Genomic DNA, 15,777 nt, shown 5'->3' on the forward strand with positions numbered 1-15,777 from the left:
TCTGTGAGTGACCTGAGTCATATCCGCAATTTTTCCATCATTGCCCACATTGACCACGGCAAGTCCACCCTGGCTGACCGTTTCATCCAGCTCTGCGGCGGTCTCTCCGCGCGTGAAATGGAGGCTCAGGTCCTGGACTCCATGGATCTGGAGCGTGAGCGCGGCATCACCATCAAGGCCCACAGCGTCACGCTTCACTACAAGGCGCAGGACGGCAAGGTCTATCAGCTGAACTTCATCGACACCCCCGGTCACGTCGACTTCACCTATGAAGTCAGTCGCTCGCTGGCGGCCTGCGAAGGTGCGCTGCTGGTGGTCGATGCCGGCCAGGGCGTGGAAGCGCAGTCGGTTGCCAACTGCTACACCGCCATCGAGCAGGGCCTCGAGGTCATGCCGGTGCTGAACAAGATGGACCTGCCGCAGGCCGATCCGGAGCGCGTCAAGGACGAGATCGAGAAGATCATCGGTATCGACGCCAGCGAAGCCGTGGCCTGTAGCGCCAAGAGCGGCATGGGCGTGGACGAGGTGCTCGAGCGCCTGGTGCAGACCATCCCCGCGCCCGAGGGCGAGATCGAGGCGCCGCTGCAGGCGCTGATCATCGACTCCTGGTTCGACAACTACCTGGGCGTCGTGTCGCTGGTGCGCGTGCGCCAGGGTCGGGTGAAGAAGGGCGACAAGATTCTGGTCAAGTCCACCGGCAAGGTGCACCTGGTCGACAGCGTCGGTGTATTCACCCCGAAACACACCGCCACCGCTGACCTCAAGGCTGGTGAAGTGGGCTTCATCATCGCCAGCATCAAGGACATTCATGGCGCGCCGGTCGGCGACACCCTGACCCTGTCTTCGACCCCAGAGGTGGAGATGCTGTCGGGCTTCAAGAAGATCCAGCCGCAAGTCTACGCGGGCCTGTTCCCGGTCAGCTCCGACGATTTCGAGGACTTCCGTGAGGCGCTGCAGAAGCTGACCCTCAATGACTCGTCGCTGCAGTACGCGCCGGAAAGCTCCGATGCGCTGGGCTTCGGTTTCCGCTGCGGCTTCCTCGGCATGCTGCACATGGAGATCATCCAGGAGCGCCTGGAGCGCGAGTACGACCTGGACCTGATCACCACCGCGCCGAGCGTTATCTACGAACTCGAGCTCAAGACCGGTGAGACCATCACCGTCGACAACCCGTCCAAGCTGCCGGATGTCTCGTCCATCGCCGATTTCCGCGAGCCGATCGTGACGGCGACCATCCTGGTGCCGCAGGAGCACCTGGGTAACGTCATTACCCTGTGCGTCGAGAAGCGTGGCGTGCAGCGTGACATGCAGTTCCTCGGCTCTCAGGTTCAGGTGCGTTACGACCTGCCGATGAACGAGGTGGTGCTGGACTTCTTCGATCGTCTGAAATCGACCAGCCGTGGCTACGCCTCGCTGGACTATCATTTCGATCGCTATCAGTCGGCCAACCTGGTCAGGCTGGATGTGCTGATCAATGGCGACAAGGTCGATGCCCTGGCATTGATCGTGCACCGTGACAACGCGGCGTACAAGGGACGCGCGTTGACCGAGAAGATGAAGGAACTGATTCCTCGACAGATGTTCGATGTGGCGATCCAGGCAGCCATCGGCGGCCAGATCATCGCGCGAACCACTGTCAAGGCACTCAGAAAGAACGTACTGGCCAAGTGTTACGGCGGCGACGTGAGCCGTAAGAAGAAGCTGCTCGAGAAGCAGAAGGCCGGTAAGAAACGCATGAAGCAGGTCGGCAACGTGGAAATCCCACAGGAAGCCTTCCTTGCGGTGCTCAGGTTGGATAGCTAAGGCTCTATGTCGATCAATTTCCCGCTCCTGTTGGTTATCGCGGTTGCCGTTTGCGGCTTCCTGGCCCTGATCGATCTGATCCTGCTGGCTCCGCGCCGCCGTGCGGCGATTGCGGCGTACCAGGGGCGGGTCGACGATCCTGACGACAGGGTGCTGGAGCGCCTGAGCAAGGAACCCTTGCTGGTCGAGTACGGCAAGTCGTTCTTCCCGGTGCTGGCCATCGTGCTGGTACTGCGCTCGTTTCTGGTGGAACCCTTCCAGATTCCGTCGGGGTCGATGAAGCCGACCCTGGAAGTGGGCGATTTCATCCTGGTCAACAAGTTCGCCTACGGCATTCGTCTGCCGGTCATCGACACCAAGGTCATCGAGGTGGATGACCCGCAGCGTGGCGACGTGATGGTGTTCCGTTACCCCAGCGATCCGAGCATCAACTACATCAAGCGTGTCGTGGGGCTGCCGGGTGATCGCATCCAGTACACCCAGGGCAAGCGTCTGCTCATCAACGGTGAGCCGGTGGCCGAGAAGCTGCTGGGCGAGGAGCCGGGCAGCCTGGGCAGCGCGGTTCTCTATCAGGAGCGCCTGGGGCAGGTCGAGCACACCATCCGCAAGGAAATGACCCGCATGCGGCGTGATCCGGGCGGTGAGTGGGTCGTGCCGCAAGGGCACTACTTCATGATGGGCGACAACCGCGACAACTCCAACGACAGTCGCTTCTGGCGTGATCGCAACATCCCTCAGGAGCTGTGGGGCATGGTTCCGGACGACCACATCGTCGGCAAGGCCTTCGCCATCTGGATGAGCTGGCCGGAGCCGAAAACCGGCAATCTGCCCAACTTCTCGCGGGTCGGCCTGATTCATTGAGTACTGGCGCGCTGTTCAAGGCAGCGCCGCAGGCTATAAATAGTTCTAGCCACGAGGCTACAACAAGACCGTTTATTGGGGGATGAACATGACTTTCGCGCGTTCGCAGCAGGGGCTTTCCATTCTGGGCTGGCTGGTGGCTCTGGCCGTGGTGGCGTTCTTCGCCAGCACCGGTTTCAAGGTCCTGCCGCATTATCTCGACTACATGTCGATGGAAAAGATCATTACCTCGGTGGAGACCGACCAGGCTGCGCAAGTGCGCACCGTTGGCGAGTTCTACAGCCACGTCGACCGTGGCATGCAGGTCAACAGCATTCGCGACCTGAACCTGCGTGACGTGATGCAAGTGAAGGTGGAGAACAACGAGTTCCGGGTCCACCTGAAGTATGAAAAACGTGAGCCGCTGATCGAGAACCTCGACCTGGTGGTGAATTTCGACAAAGAATTTCGTGTACGGATGCCGTGAGTCCCAATCTGTCCCGCCTCGAGCGCAAGCTCGGCTATAGCTTCAAGGACCAGGATCTGATGATCCTGGCCCTCACCCATCGCAGTTTCGCCGGCCGCAACAATGAGCGGCTGGAATTTCTCGGTGATGCCATTCTCAATTTCGTCGCCGGCGAGGCGCTGTTCGAGCGCTTCCCGCAGGCGCGCGAAGGTCAGTTGTCGCGTTTGCGTGCTCGTCTGGTCAAGGGCGAGACCCTGGCCGTGCTGGCGCGCGGTTTCGAGCTGGGCGAATACCTGCGCCTGGGCTCGGGTGAGCTCAAGAGCGGTGGTTTTCGCCGCGAGTCGATCCTCGCCGATGCGCTGGAAGCCCTGATCGGCGCGATCTATCTGGATGCCGGCATGGATGCGGCCCGCGAGCGCGTGCTGGACTGGCTGACCGGCGAGCTGGATGGCCTGACCCTGGTCGATACCAACAAGGACCCGAAGACGCGCTTGCAGGAGTTCCTGCAGTCGCGCGCCTGCGAGCTGCCTCGTTACGAGGTGGTGGACATTCAGGGCGAGCCGCACTGCCGTACCTTCATGGTCGAGTGCCAGGTGGCCCTGCTCAATGAAAAGACCCTGGGCCAGGGCGGCAGCCGGCGTATCGCCGAGCAGGTCGCTGCGGCTGCGGCGCTGATCGCCCTCGGGGTGGAGAATGGCAATGACTGATGCACCCGTGACCCGCTGTGGTTACGTCGCCATCGTCGGCCGGCCCAATGTGGGCAAGTCGACGCTGCTCAACCACATCCTCGGACAGAAGCTGGCGATCACCTCGCGCAAGCCGCAGACCACCCGTCACAACATGCTCGGCATCAAGACCGAGGGTGATGTGCAGGCCGTCTACGTCGATACGCCCGGCTTGCACAAGCACAACGACAAAGCGCTCAACCGCTACATGAACCGCAGCGCCTCCACGGCGCTGAAGGATGTCGATGTCGTGGTGTTCGTGGTCGACCGCATGCGCTGGACCGACGAGGACCAGCTGGTGCTGGAGAAGGTCCAGCACGTCAAGTGCCCGATCCTGCTGGCGGTGAACAAGGCTGACCGTCTGGAAGACAAGAGCGAGCTGCTGCCGCACCTGAACTGGCTGGCCGAGCAACTGCCGCAGGCGGAGATCGTGCCGATCTCCGCGTTGCAGGGGCAGAACCTCGACACCCTGGAAGCGCTGGTGGGCGAGCGCTTGCCGGAGTCCGAACACTTCTACCCGGAAGACCAGATCACCGACCGCTCCAGCCGCTTCCTGGCGGCCGAGCTGATCCGCGAGAAGATCATGCGTCAGCTCGGTGCCGAGTTGCCGTACCAGATCACCGTGGAGATCGAGGAGTTCAAGCAGGAAGGCCGCGTGCTGCACATCCACGGCCTGATCCTGGTGGAACGCGACGGGCAGAAGAAGATCATCATTGGCGACAAGGGCGAGCGCATCAAGCGCATCGGCCAGGACGCGCGCAAGGACATGGAAACCATGTTCGATTCCAAGGTGATGCTCAATCTCTGGGTCAAGGTCAAAGGCGGCTGGTCCGACGACGAGCGCGCGCTGCGTTCGCTGGGCTACCTGGATTGAGCCGCGGGCTGCACGCCATGCGCTGCGCCATAGTCCGCGCTTGAGGCTTGCAGCTTGGACCTTGCCGCTTATGTCCTGCATAGCCGTCCCTACAAGGAAAGCAGCGCCCTGGTGGATTTCTTCACCGCTCAGGGGCGCATCCGTGCGGTACTGAGAGCCGCGCGCGGCAAGGTCGGCAGCATCGCCCGTCCGTTCGCGCCGCTCGATCTCGAACTGCGTGGCCGTGGCGAGCTGAAGACCGTCGGCCGTCTGGAAAGCGCCGGCATCCCGTTGCTGCTGACTGGCGAGGCGCTGTTCTCCGGGCTCTATCTCAACGAACTGCTGATCCGCCTGCTGCCCGCCGAGGATCCGCACCCTGCGATGCTCGACCACTATGGCCTGACCCTGCAGGCGCTGGCTGCCGGCCGGCCCCTGGAGCCGCTGCTGCGCGCATTCGAATGGCGCCTGCTGGACGAGCTGGGCTATGGTTTCGCCCTCGATCGCGATCAGCATGACCAGCCCATCGACCCCGCTGCGCTGTACCGCTGGCAGCAGGACGTCGGCCTGGTGCAGGTGATACAACTGCAGCCTGGGGTATTCCAGGGCCGCGAGTTGCTGGCCATGGCCGAAGCGGACTGGCAGACGCCGGGTGCGCTGGCTGCCGCCAAGCGCCTGATGCGCCAGGCACTGGCACCCCATCTTGGCGGCAGACCACTGGTCAGCCGCGAACTTTTCATGACGCTCAAGGAGTCCAAGCGTGACTGAGGCCAATCGTATTCTGCTCGGCGTGAACATCGACCACGTCGCCACCCTGCGCCAGGCTCGCGGTACGCGCTACCCGGACCCGGTCAAGGCCGCACTGGATGCCGAGGAGGCCGGTGCCGACGGTATCACCGTGCACCTGCGCGAAGATCGCCGGCACATCCAGGACCGTGACGTGCGGGTGCTGGCCGATGTGCTGCAGACACGGATGAACTTCGAGATGGGCGTCACCGACTTCATGCTCGGTTTCGCCGAGCAGATCCGTCCGGCGCATGTCTGCCTCGTGCCGGAAACCCGCCAGGAGCTGACCACCGAAGGCGGCCTGGACGTGGCCGGGCAGGAGGCGCGCATTGCCGCGGCAGTCGAGCGCCTGTCCCTGGCCGGTTGCGAGGTGTCGCTGTTCATCGACGCCGAAGAGCGGCAGATCGAAGCGGCCATGCGCGTCGGTGCTCCGGTCATCGAACTGCACACCGGCCGCTACGCCGATGCCCATACGGCGGAGGAGGCGGCCCAGGAGCTGTCACGCATCCGCGACGGGGTGATCTGCGGTTTGAACCACGGCTTGATCGTCAATGCCGGCCATGGCCTGCACTACCACAACGCCGAAGCGGTGGCCGCGATTCCCGGGGTCAACGAGCTGAACATCGGCCACGCCATCGTCGCCCATGCGCTGTTCGTCGGCTTCAAGCAGGCGGTCGCGGAGATGAAGGCGCTGATCGTCGCGGCGGCCGAGCGCGGCTAGCGGACGTTGTGGGAGGGGCTTCAGCCGCGACTTTCCATAGCCTGTCGCCGCTGAAGTGCTTTCGATTCAGCCCTGGCTGAACGCCTGGGTCATCTGCATGGCGAGTGCCTCGATGGCGTCGTTGTGCTGATGGCCGCGAATCAGTTTGATGTGGTACTCGCCCAACGCCGGCAGGCCCTGTTCCGCGCCCAGGCGGCGCAGAGGAGGCTTGACCAGGCTGCGGGGGAAGGGGGCGATGGCCAGGTCGGCAGTCATCGCCGCCTCCTGGCCGGCACACTGCTCGCACGAGTAGGCGATGCGGTAGCTCAGGCCCTGGCGGTCCAGCGCGTCGAGCGCGGTCCGGCGCCAGGCACAACCCGAGTTGGCCAGTGCCAGCGGTAGTGGCGAGCGCTGCACCGCCAGGCCGCCATCGCGACCGGCCCAGACCAGTTCCTCGGAATAGATGACATCACCGCGTGAGTCGTCCAGACCATCGTTGCCCGCGTTGATCAGGGTCAGGTCCAGCTCGCCGGCATCCAGCTTCGCCACCAGATCGACGCTGCGCCCGACATTGACCTCGACCTCCACGGCCGGATGGCTGCGCGCGAACAGGGTCAGGACGCCGGGAAGTACGCGGTCGCCGATGTCGTTCGGCGTGCCGAAGCGCACGCGGCCGGTCAGGGTTGGCGTCAGGAAGCGCGCTACCGCTTCCTCGTTGAGCTTGAGCAGGCGCCTGGCATAGCCCAGCAGCAGCTCGCCTTCGGCCGTCAGATGCACGCGCCTGGCTTCGCGGGTGAACAGGCGCTGGCCGAGGGTTTCCTCCAGGCGCTTGATCTGCAGGCTGACCGCCGCGGTGCTGCGAAACACCTGGGTGGCGGTGCGGGTGAAGCTGCCACTGTCGGCGATGGCGACGAAGGTACGCAGCACATCGCTTTCCAGCAGTGGCAATGGCAGGGGAGCGGTCGCGTTCATTATCGTTAAATATTACTTAATCGATGATTTGAAATTTGTCGTTTGTCTGAACGATAGGCGCGTTTCATCCTGATCGCAAGCCCGGTACGACCCGGCAGCGCAGAAGGAGGAAACGCCATGAAAAGTTCGAACCATCACGACAAGCCGCGCCCAGCCATGCCCGAGTTCTACATGCCGGCCATGTGGCCGCTGGACCTGCAGAATGCCATCGTCGACTGGATCGGCGCCTGGTTCTGGCGCCGCCGCATGCGCCGTCTGCTGGCCCAGGACATCGAGGGGCGCATCCGTCTGGGCGGCGCCCGTGGTGTGGTCGAGCAGGGGGCGGCTGAACCGCTGCGCTCGATCACACAGCGGCGGGCACGTTGGCTGCGCCCGCAGGGCGGGTGCAACCGGCCAGGCTGAAGGTTAGGGCTTGCGCGCGATCAGCACGGCGCGGGTCGGTGCCGGCAGGCCTTCGACGGTGCGGCTGTGGTCGGCCGGATCGAGAAACTCCGGCAGCGACTGGAAGCGCATCCACTCGGTGGCGCGTTGCTCCTCCACCGAAGTGGTGCTGACATCGACGCAGCGCACGTCCTCGAAACCGGCACGGCGCAGCCAGCGCTCCAGTGCCGGTACCGACGGCAGGAACCACACATTGCGCATCTGCGCGTAGCGATCCTCGGGCACCAGCACCTGCTCGACGTCGCCTTCCACCACCAGGGTTTCCAGCACCAGTTCGCCGCCCTTGAGCAATGCATCCTTGAGGTCGAGCAGGTGATCGATGGGCGAGCGGCGGTGGTAGAGCACGCCCATGGAGAACACTGTATCGAAGCCCTGCAGCCTGGCTGGCAGCTCCTCGAAGGCCAGCGGCAGGTGCCACACCGGCTGGTCCGGCAGGTAGCGCTTCATCGCCAGGAACTGGCAGAGGAACAGCCAGTTGGGGTCGATGCCCACCACGCTGTCCGCGCCGGCGCCGAGCATGCGCCACATGTAGTAGCCGTTGCCGCAACCCACGTCGAGGATGCGCTTGCCGGCGAGGTCCAGATGCGGCGCGACGCGCTGCCATTTCCAGTCCGAGCGCCATTCGGTGTCGACGTGCACGCCGAACAGCTCGAAAGGCCCCTTGCGCCAGGGAATCAGGCCTTGCAGGGCGCCCTGCAACTGGGCGCGGTTCACCTCGTCGCAAGGGCCGTCGAACGCGAAGCGCTGATCGAGTTCGATGTCGCTCGGCGTCAGCGCGGGCAGCGCCTGCACCGCGCCGTACCAGCGCGCCAGGTCGCCATGACCGATGGCCAGCTTGGCATCGAGCTGGCCGGGCAGTGAACAGGCCCAGTCCTGCAGCGGCGTGCCGGCCAGTTGTGCCTGCAGTGCGTCGAGATCCAGGTCGCGCATCATGGCAGGGCCACCAGGGAGGCGAAGTTCAGGCACTGGAACCAGGGCACCACCTTGCTGAATCCTGCCGCCAGCAGGCGTTCGCGATGCTGCTCGAGGCTGTCGGGTTTCATCACGTTCTCGATGGCGCTGCGCTTCTGCGCGATCTCCAGCTCGCTGTAGCCGTTGGCGCGCTTGAAGGCAACGTGCAGTTCGGTGAGCAGTTCGTGCTGGGCTTCGTCCTCGAAGCGCAGCTTCTCCGAGAGGATCAGCGCGCCGCCCGGCAGCAGCGCCTGGCGGATGCGCGTGAGCAGCTCCAGGCGGCGCTCCGGCGGGATGAACTGCAGGGTGAAGTTGAGCGTGACCAGCGAAGTCGGTTGCAGGGGGAGGGCGAGGATATCGGCCTCGATCACTTCAACCGGCAGCAGCTCCTGGAACATGGCGTCCTGGGCGTGCAGGTATTCGCTGCAACGCGAAACCATGGCCGGCGAGTTGTCCACGGCGATCACCCGGCAACCGTCGCTGCGCACGTGCCGGCGCAGCGCCTGGGTCACCGCGCCGAGCGATGCACCGAGATCGTACAGCGTGGTATGCGCCTGGGCGAACTGGCCGGCGAGCACGCCGATGTTCTCGACGATGGTCGGGTAGCCCGGCACCGAGCGCTTGATCATGTCGGGAAAGACCCGCACGACGTCCTCGTTGAAGACGAAGTCGGGCACATCGGCCAGGGGCTGGGCGAACAGACGGTCGGATTCTTGGCTCACGGCGATTGCGACGGGTAGCGGAAAAGGCCGGCATTTTAGCCAAGTGCGGCCCTGCCGTCAGGGCTTTCCTGACGGCGCGTCGGGCTTGTTGTCAGGCCTTGCTGCGGGCGAACGCCGAGGCAGTGATGCCCCACTGGCCCAGCCAGTAGGTGAGGATGATGGCGTAGGGCGCGGCGTCGAAGCTCATGACGAAGCGGTCGATGCCGATCAGGCTGTCGGAAATCACGAACAGCGCGGCGCCGGCGGCGGCCAGGCCGGCGGAGCGCGCGGCAATGGCGCGGTGGCCGATCCGTGCCAGGGCGCGCCAGAGCATCAGGGAAATCACCGTGGCATAGCAGGCAACCGGTATCAGCAGCTCGCCGAGGCCGCTGCTGGCCAGCACGGCGAACATCGCCCCGCCGGCAATCAGCGCCAGCAGCAGTGCGGCCAGGGCCGGTTGGCGGCTGTCGGAGCAGTAGGCGCGCACGTAGGCGAGATGGCCCAGCAGGAAGGCGCCGAGGCCGAACACGAACAGGTCGCCGGGCCAGTCGAGGAGGATGTCGCCGGCCAGGGAAAACACCAGGCCGATGCCGATCCAGCGGCGGTAGGTGCCAGGAGGCGCCTGGCGCAGCCAGAACAGCAGGGCGATGACCGGGATGCCCTTGCTCAGCAGGCTGAGCTGTGCGTCGCCGCTGACACGGCCATAGAGAAATACCGCAGCACCCGCCAGACCGAGCAGCAACCAACGCATAACAGGACTCCCTTGGTGATCTTCGATGGCGCGACTATGCCCAGCGCGACCCTGGCTGCCAATGCAGCGGGTGCCAAATGGAGGGGCAGATCGTGCCGAGGCTCGACGCCGCCGGCAGGATTGGGCAACGTATGCACCTGCCCTGGAGACGCGCATGTCGATATCGCCCCCCCTCACCGAGCTGATCGAACGCCTGTACCGCGACGAGTCGCGCCGTGTGCTGGCGACGCTGATCCGTCTGCTGGGCGACTTCGACCTGGCCGAAGAGGCTCTGCACGAGGCGTTTCGCAGTGCGGTGGAGCAATGGCCGCGTGAGGGCGTGCCAGACAATCCGCGGGCCTGGCTGGTGTCCGCCGGACGCTTTCGCGCCATTGACAGCCTGCGGCGGCAACGCCGCTTCCAGCCTCTGGACGAGCGGGTCGACGTGCCGGGCGAGGACGATGCGCAGGAGGTCGAGCTGCTGGAAGACGATCGCCTGCGGCTGATCTTCACCTGCTGCCACCCGGCGCTGGCCAGCGACGCGCAGGTGGCGCTGACCCTGCGTGAGGTCTGCGACCTGAGCACCGAGGAGATCGCCCGCGCATTCCTCTCCAGCCCCTCGACCCTGGCCCAGCGCATCGTGCGGGCCAAGGCGAAGATCCGCGATGCGCGGATTCCTTACGAAGTGCCGGGGCGCAACGAGCTGCCCGAGCGCCTGGAGGCGGTGCTGCGGGTGGTCTACCTGGTCTTCAACGAAGGTTACTTCGCCAGTTCCGGCGATTCGCTGACCCGCAGCCAGCTGTCCGATGAGGCCATCCGCCTGGGCCGGCTGTTGCTGGAACTGCTGCCCGAGCCGGAAGTGCAGGGGCTGCTGGCGTTGATGGTGCTGCACGAGTCTCGACGCCAGGCGCGCAGTGCTGCCGATGGCGAGGTGATCCTGCTGGAGGCGCAGGACCGCCGCCTGTGGGACCGCGAGCTGATCGCCGAAGGCGAGGCGCTGGTGTTGCAGGCCCTGCATTCCCGTCGCTTCGGGCCCTACAGCCTGCAGGCGGCGATCGCTGCGGTACATGCCGAGGCGGCCAGCCTGGAGGAGACCGACTGGGCGCAGATCGTTGGCCTGTATGACGAGCTGCTGCGGCTGAATCCGTCGCCGGTGGTCGCCCTCAACCGGGCCGTGGCCCTGGCCATGCACGAGGGCGAGGAAGTCGGCTTGATGGAGGTCGAGCGCCTGCTGGCCAGCGGCGAGCTGGATGGGTACCACCTGCTGCATGCCGCACGGGCCGACCTGCTGCGGCGGCTGGGGCGCACTGATCAGGCCATTGCGGTCTATCGCCAGGCCCTGGCGCTGGCGCAGCAGGGGGCGGACCGGCAGTTTCTGCAGAAGCGGCTGGAGGAGTTGGGCAGCCTGTAGGGCGCACCCGAGAGCCAGTCAGTCCGTAGCCCGGATGCAATCCGGGGACTCACTTTGGCGAACGTTCCCGGATTGCATCCGGGCCAGTGTGCTGGCGCAGGGTACGCATTGCGCACCCTGCGCCGGGACGAGACCGTGTCAGCCCGCTACCAGCACGCGGATCGCTTCCAGGCGCAGGGCAGCCTTGTCGAACATCGCCAGGCTCTGTTCGCGCTGCTCGCGCAGGGCGGCCACTTCACTGTCGCGCACGTTGGGGTTGACCGCGCTGAGCGCGACCAGGCGCGCCAGTTCCTCGTCCAGCTCGGCGACCAGGCGCCGCTTGGCTTCCGCCACGCGCTCGACATGGCGCGGCATGATCTTGGCCTCGGCATCGTTGATCTGCTTGGCCAGCACGTCGCGCTGAGCCTGGACGAACTTGTTGGAGCTGGCCCGTGGCACGCTTTCCAGCTGGTCGTTGAGGGTCTCGAAGCCGACCTTCGGCGCCAGGTCGTTGCCGTTGGCATCGAGCAGGCAGCGCAGTGCGGCCGGCGGCAGGAAGCGTCCGAGCTGCAGCTTGCGCGGGCCGACCACTTCACTGACGTAGAGCAGTTCGAGCAGCACGGTGCCGGGTTTCAGCGCCTTGTTCTTGATCAGCGCGACGGCGGTGTTGCCCATCGAGCCGGACAGCACCAGGTCCATGCCGCCCTGCACCATGGGATGCTCCCAGGTGAGGAACTGCATGTCCTCGCGGGCCAGGGCCTGGTCGCGGTCGTAGGTGACGGTGACCGCCTCGTCGTCGCCGAGGGGGAAGCTGGCGTCCAGCATCTTCTCGCTGGGGCGCAGGATCAGGGCGTTGTCGGAGTGGTCTTCGCTGTCGATGCCGAAGGCGTTGAACAGCTCTTCCATGTAGATCGGCAGGGTGAACTGGTCGTCCTGTTCGAGGATCGCCTCTACCAGCGCCTCGCCTTCGCCGGCGCCGCCGGAGTTCAGTTCCAGCAGGCGGTCACGGCCGCTGTGCAGCTCGCCTTCGAGGCGGATGCGCTCCGCGGTGGCCTCGTCGACCAGTTGCTGCCACTCGCCGTCGTCGGCGTTCTCCAGCATCGGCAGCAGGCGCGGGCCGAACTGATGCTGCAGGGCGTTGCCGGTCGGGCAGGTGGCGAGGAAGGCGTTGAGCGCCTGGTGATACCACTGGAACAGACGCTCCTGCGGGCTGTTCTCCAGGTACGGCACGTGCACCTGGATGCGGTGCTTCTGGCCGATACGGTCGAGACGGCCGATGCGTTGCTCGAGCAGGTCCGGGTGGGCCGGCAGGTCGAACAGCACCAGGTGATGGGCGAACTGGAAGTTGCGGCCTTCGGAGCCGATCTCGGAACAGATCAGCACCTGCGCGCCGAATTCCTCGTCGGCGAAGTAGGCGGCGGCGCGGTCACGCTCGAGGATGCTCATGCCCTCGTGGAACACCGTGGCCGGGATGCCGGAGCGCACGCGCAGGGCGTCTTCCAGGTCCAGCGCGGTCTCGGCGTGGGCGCAGATCACCAGCACCTTGAATTTCTTGAGCATCTTCAGGTTGTCGATCAGCCACTCGACGCGCGGGTCGATGCGCCACCAGCGCTGCTCGTCGTCGATCTCGTCCTGGGCCTGGTAGCTGACTTCGGGGTACAGCTCGGCATGCTCGCCCAGCGGCAGCTCGAGGTATTCGTCCGGGCTCGGCAGCGGGTAGGCGTGCAGCTCGCGCTCGGGGAACCCCTGTACTGCGGCGCGGGTGTTGCGGAACAGCAGGCGGCCGGTGCCGTGGCGGTCGAGCAGCTCGCGTACCAGGCGCGCACGGGCCTCGTCGTCGCCGCCGTCGATGGCATCGAGCAACTCACGGCCTTCGTCGCCGAGGAAGCCGCCGATGGCATCGCGTGCCTGGGCGCTGAGGCTGTCCTGATCGAGCAGCTCCTGCACCGCTTCGGCAACCGGGCGGTACTGGCTGCTTTCGGCGCGGAAGGCCTCCAGGTCATGGAAACGGTTGGGATCGAGCAGGCGCAGGCGGGCGAAGTGACTGTCCTGGCCGAGCTGTTCCGGGGTGGCGGTGAGCAGCAGCACGCCGGGAATGACCTCGGCCAGCTGCTCGACCAGGGCGTATTCGGGGCTGACGCGCTCCGGGTGCCAGACCAGGTGATGCGCCTCGTCGACCACCAGCAGGTCCCAGCCGGCGGCGAACAGCGCGTCCTGGGCCTTCTCGTCGTCCTTCAGCCACTCCAGGGCGACCAGCGCCAGCTGGCAATCCTCGAAGGGGTTGCTGGCATCGCTTTCCATGAAGCGCTCGGCGTCGAACAGGGCGACGTCGAGGTTGAAGCGGCGGCGCATCTCCACCAGCCACTGGTGCTGCAGGTTTTCCGGCACCAGGATCAGCACGCGCCCGGCGCGCCCGGAGAGCAGCTGGCGATGAATCACCAGGCCGGCCTCGATGGTCTTGCCCAGGCCCACTTCGTCGGCCAGCAGCACGCGCGGGGCGATACGGTCGGCCACTTCGCGAGCGATGTGCAGCTGGTGCGCGATCGGCTGGGCGCGGGCGCCACCGAGCCCCCAGAGGGACGACTGCAGCAGGCGGCTGTTGTGTTCCAGGCTGTGGTAGCGCAGGGCGAACCAGGACAGCGGATCGATCTGGCCGGCGAACAGGCGGTCGCTGGCCAGGCGGAACTGGATGAAGTTCGACAGCTGGGTTTCCGGCATGGTGACCGGCTGATGCTGGGCGTTGAGGCCGTGATAGACCAGCAGGCCGTCGATGTCCTCGACCTCCTGCACGGTCAGCTTCCAGCCCTCGAAATGCGTGATCTCGTCACCCGGTGCGAAGCGCACGCGGGTCAGCGGGGCATTGCGCGTGGCGTACTGGCGCGTTTCGCCGGTGGCCGGGTAGAGCACGGTGAGCAGGCGGCCTTCCTCGGTAAGGATGGTTCCCAGACCCAGTTCCGCTTCGCTGTCACTGATCCAGCGTTGCCCCGGTTGATATTGCGCCATGCCTGTCTGTCTCCCGCGTGAAAAAGCCGGCTATGGTAACGGATGCCGCGCCACGGCCAAAGCGCTCGTGGCACTATCGCAGTGCCCGTCAGTCGAAAGTGTAGTGAGCACCGGCTAACAGGCCGTCGAAAAACGCAGGCGAGGCAGCCAGGGCAAGGCAAGAACAGGCGAGAAGCGAAGTTTACCCGCTGTAAGTGAGCATTTTGATCGGGCTCGCGCACGAGCCTGTTCTTAACGCAGCAATGGCAGCGCTGGTAGCTTTTCAACGGCCTGCTAAAGTCGCGGATGACGGGGCCGACAGCCTTACAAAGGAGGTGCTGTTGCATGCTGCCACCGATCCCCCACAGCCTGGTGCCGGTCACTGCCTCGCAGGACGTGATCAAGCCCAAGCCCGAGATTCCACCGGTAACCCCGGCCGAGGAGAGCGCCAAGGAGAGTGCGCTGAGCCTGGACAAGCGGCACCCGCAGGAAGCCGAGGAACTGCTGCGTGAAGAGCAGCGCCGCCGCCAGCGGCGAGGCTACACCCCGGAGCAACTGGCCGAGGCCGAGCCGGAGGAGATGCAGGAGGCGCTGGGTGATCTGCCACGGCAGGGGCTGTGGGTGGATGTGGAAGTCTGAGACACTCCTTTCATTTCTTGCTGTGTAGATCTTCATGCTGTTCGCCGACCCGTTACCCGCCATCGCCGATGCCGAGCTGGACTACCTGCCTGGCTGGGTGGACGCGGCGCTGGCCGAGCGCTGGCTGCAGGCGCTGGTCGAGCAGACGCCCTGGCAGCAGCCGGAGCTGTTCATCCATGGGCGTTACCACCGCACGCCGCGCCTGACCGCCTGGTATGGCGAGCCCGAGGCACGTTATCGCTATTCCGGGAAGGTGCACGAGCCGCTGCCGTGGACGGCGCTGCTCGACGACATCCGCCAGCGGCTCATGGCCGAGGTGGGGCAGGCGCTTAACGCCGTGCTGCTCAACTACTACCGCGACGGCCAGGACTCCATGGGCTGGCACAGCGACGCCGAGCCCGAACTGGGGCGCGAGCCGCTGATCGCCTCGCTCAACCTGGGCGGCAGCCGGCGCTTCGACCTGCGCCGCGTGGGCGCCACGCGCATCGAGCATTCGCTGACCCTGGAGCATGGCTCGCTACTGGTCATGCGCGGGCCGACCCAGCATCATTGGCAACATCAAGTGGCGAAGACGCGCCAAGCCTGCGCGCCGCGCCTGAATCTGACCTTTCGCCTGATCCGGTTTCCGCTATGAGCAATGACGAAAAACTGATCGACTTCGCCGCCGAGCGCGACAAGCGTATCCACGACCTCAACGACAAGCGCCTCAACGACATGCGTCAGGTCTTCGAGCAGGTCCTGCCACTGGGCAAGGGCAAGAAGAAGTCGAAGAGCAAACCGAAGAAACGCTGAGCCGCCAGC

At 65.4% G+C, this 15,777-nt stretch carries 17 protein-coding genes; 12 read left to right on the forward strand and 5 right to left on the reverse strand.

Translation table 11 applies throughout. The features are described 5' to 3' along the window. Positions 1–3 precede the first annotated feature (3 nt). From lepA to pdxJ, 7 genes are all read left to right on the forward strand, one after another. The gene (gene lepA / locus EWH21_RS08635; protein ID WP_277700292.1) at positions 4–1,803 is read left to right on the forward strand and encodes a translation elongation factor 4; all 1,800 of its coding nucleotides are present in this window, start codon (positions 4–6) and stop codon (positions 1,801–1,803) included. A 6-nt stretch (positions 1,804–1,809) separates the two neighbouring features. Beyond that, positions 1,810–2,664, forward strand: a complete 855-nt coding sequence (gene lepB, locus EWH21_RS08640) for a signal peptidase I (protein WP_037048943.1) — start codon at positions 1,810–1,812, stop codon at positions 2,662–2,664. Between the two features lie 88 nt (positions 2,665–2,752). Beyond that, a complete protein-coding gene (locus tag EWH21_RS08645) occupies positions 2,753–3,130 on the forward strand; it encodes a DUF4845 domain-containing protein (protein WP_047592093.1) in 378 nt (125 codons plus the stop codon). Then, positions 3,127–3,816, forward strand: coding sequence for a ribonuclease III (gene rnc, locus EWH21_RS08650; RefSeq protein ID WP_037048940.1), 690 nt, complete (start codon positions 3,127–3,129; stop codon positions 3,814–3,816). Before EWH21_RS08645 ends, rnc begins: the two co-directional genes overlap by 4 nt. Next, positions 3,809–4,708, forward strand: a complete 900-nt coding sequence (gene era, locus EWH21_RS08655; protein WP_047592068.1) for a GTPase Era — start codon at positions 3,809–3,811, stop codon at positions 4,706–4,708. Before rnc ends, era begins: the two co-directional genes overlap by 8 nt. A 54-nt stretch (positions 4,709–4,762) precedes the next feature. After that, the gene (recO, locus tag EWH21_RS08660; RefSeq protein WP_134676305.1) at positions 4,763–5,452 is read left to right on the forward strand and encodes a DNA repair protein RecO; all 690 of its coding nucleotides are present in this window, start codon (positions 4,763–4,765) and stop codon (positions 5,450–5,452) included. Continuing rightward, the gene (pdxJ, locus tag EWH21_RS08665) at positions 5,445–6,191 is read left to right on the forward strand and encodes a pyridoxine 5'-phosphate synthase (RefSeq protein WP_037048930.1); all 747 of its coding nucleotides are present in this window, start codon (positions 5,445–5,447) and stop codon (positions 6,189–6,191) included. The genes recO and pdxJ overlap by 8 nt, the downstream gene beginning before the upstream one ends. A gap of 66 nt (positions 6,192–6,257) precedes the next feature. On the opposite strand, the gene EWH21_RS08670 is transcribed toward pdxJ, so the two are convergent. Continuing rightward, positions 6,258–7,142, reverse strand: a complete 885-nt coding sequence (locus EWH21_RS08670; RefSeq protein ID WP_277700293.1) for a LysR substrate-binding domain-containing protein — start codon at positions 7,140–7,142, stop codon at positions 6,258–6,260. Between the two features lie 117 nt (positions 7,143–7,259). Between EWH21_RS08670 and EWH21_RS08675 the strand changes: the two genes are divergently transcribed. After that, positions 7,260–7,544, forward strand: a complete 285-nt coding sequence (locus EWH21_RS08675) for a hypothetical protein (RefSeq protein WP_277700294.1) — start codon at positions 7,260–7,262, stop codon at positions 7,542–7,544. 3 nt (positions 7,545–7,547) lie between these two features. Here EWH21_RS08675 and cmoB read toward each other — a convergent pair whose 3' ends face one another. From cmoB to EWH21_RS08690, 3 genes are all read right to left on the reverse strand, one after another. Further along, a complete protein-coding gene (gene cmoB, locus EWH21_RS08680; RefSeq protein WP_277700295.1) occupies positions 7,548–8,516 on the reverse strand; it encodes a tRNA 5-methoxyuridine(34)/uridine 5-oxyacetic acid(34) synthase CmoB in 969 nt (322 codons plus the stop codon). After that, positions 8,513–9,256 (reverse strand): carboxy-S-adenosyl-L-methionine synthase CmoA, encoded by a 744-nt coding sequence (gene cmoA / locus EWH21_RS08685; RefSeq protein ID WP_179553781.1) that lies wholly within the window; start codon positions 9,254–9,256, stop codon positions 8,513–8,515. The genes cmoB and cmoA overlap by 4 nt, the downstream gene beginning before the upstream one ends. A 91-nt stretch (positions 9,257–9,347) precedes the next feature. Then, a complete protein-coding gene (locus EWH21_RS08690; RefSeq protein ID WP_037048916.1) occupies positions 9,348–9,986 on the reverse strand; it encodes a lysoplasmalogenase in 639 nt (212 codons plus the stop codon). A gap of 154 nt (positions 9,987–10,140) precedes the next feature. Between EWH21_RS08690 and EWH21_RS08695 the strand changes: the two genes are divergently transcribed. Then, on the forward strand, positions 10,141–11,376 hold the full coding sequence (locus EWH21_RS08695) for an RNA polymerase sigma factor (protein WP_277700296.1): 1,236 nt from the start codon (positions 10,141–10,143) through the stop codon (positions 11,374–11,376). A gap of 138 nt (positions 11,377–11,514) precedes the next feature. On the opposite strand, the gene rapA is transcribed toward EWH21_RS08695, so the two are convergent. Next, positions 11,515–14,358: an RNA polymerase-associated protein RapA gene (gene rapA / locus EWH21_RS08700; protein WP_152488258.1), complete on the reverse strand. Its 2,844-nt coding sequence runs from the start codon at positions 14,356–14,358 to the stop codon at positions 11,515–11,517. A gap of 324 nt (positions 14,359–14,682) precedes the next feature. Between rapA and EWH21_RS08705 the strand changes: the two genes are divergently transcribed. The 3 genes from EWH21_RS08705 to EWH21_RS08715 are packed head-to-tail and all read left to right on the forward strand — an operon-like array spanning position 14,683 to position 15,768. Further along, entirely contained in the window at positions 14,683–14,976 is a 294-nt protein-coding gene (locus EWH21_RS08705) for a hypothetical protein (protein WP_037048908.1), read from the forward strand. Between the two features lie 34 nt (positions 14,977–15,010). After that, on the forward strand, positions 15,011–15,610 hold the full coding sequence (locus EWH21_RS08710; protein WP_037048905.1) for an alpha-ketoglutarate-dependent dioxygenase AlkB: 600 nt from the start codon (positions 15,011–15,013) through the stop codon (positions 15,608–15,610). Next, the gene (locus EWH21_RS08715) at positions 15,607–15,768 is read left to right on the forward strand and encodes a hypothetical protein (RefSeq protein WP_167494330.1); all 162 of its coding nucleotides are present in this window, start codon (positions 15,607–15,609) and stop codon (positions 15,766–15,768) included. The genes EWH21_RS08710 and EWH21_RS08715 overlap by 4 nt, the downstream gene beginning before the upstream one ends. Positions 15,769–15,777: the final 9 nt, after the last annotated feature.

Source organism: Pseudomonas sp. REST10 (assembly GCF_029542605.1).
Classification (GTDB): domain Bacteria; phylum Pseudomonadota; class Gammaproteobacteria; order Pseudomonadales; family Pseudomonadaceae; genus Aquipseudomonas; species Aquipseudomonas khazarica.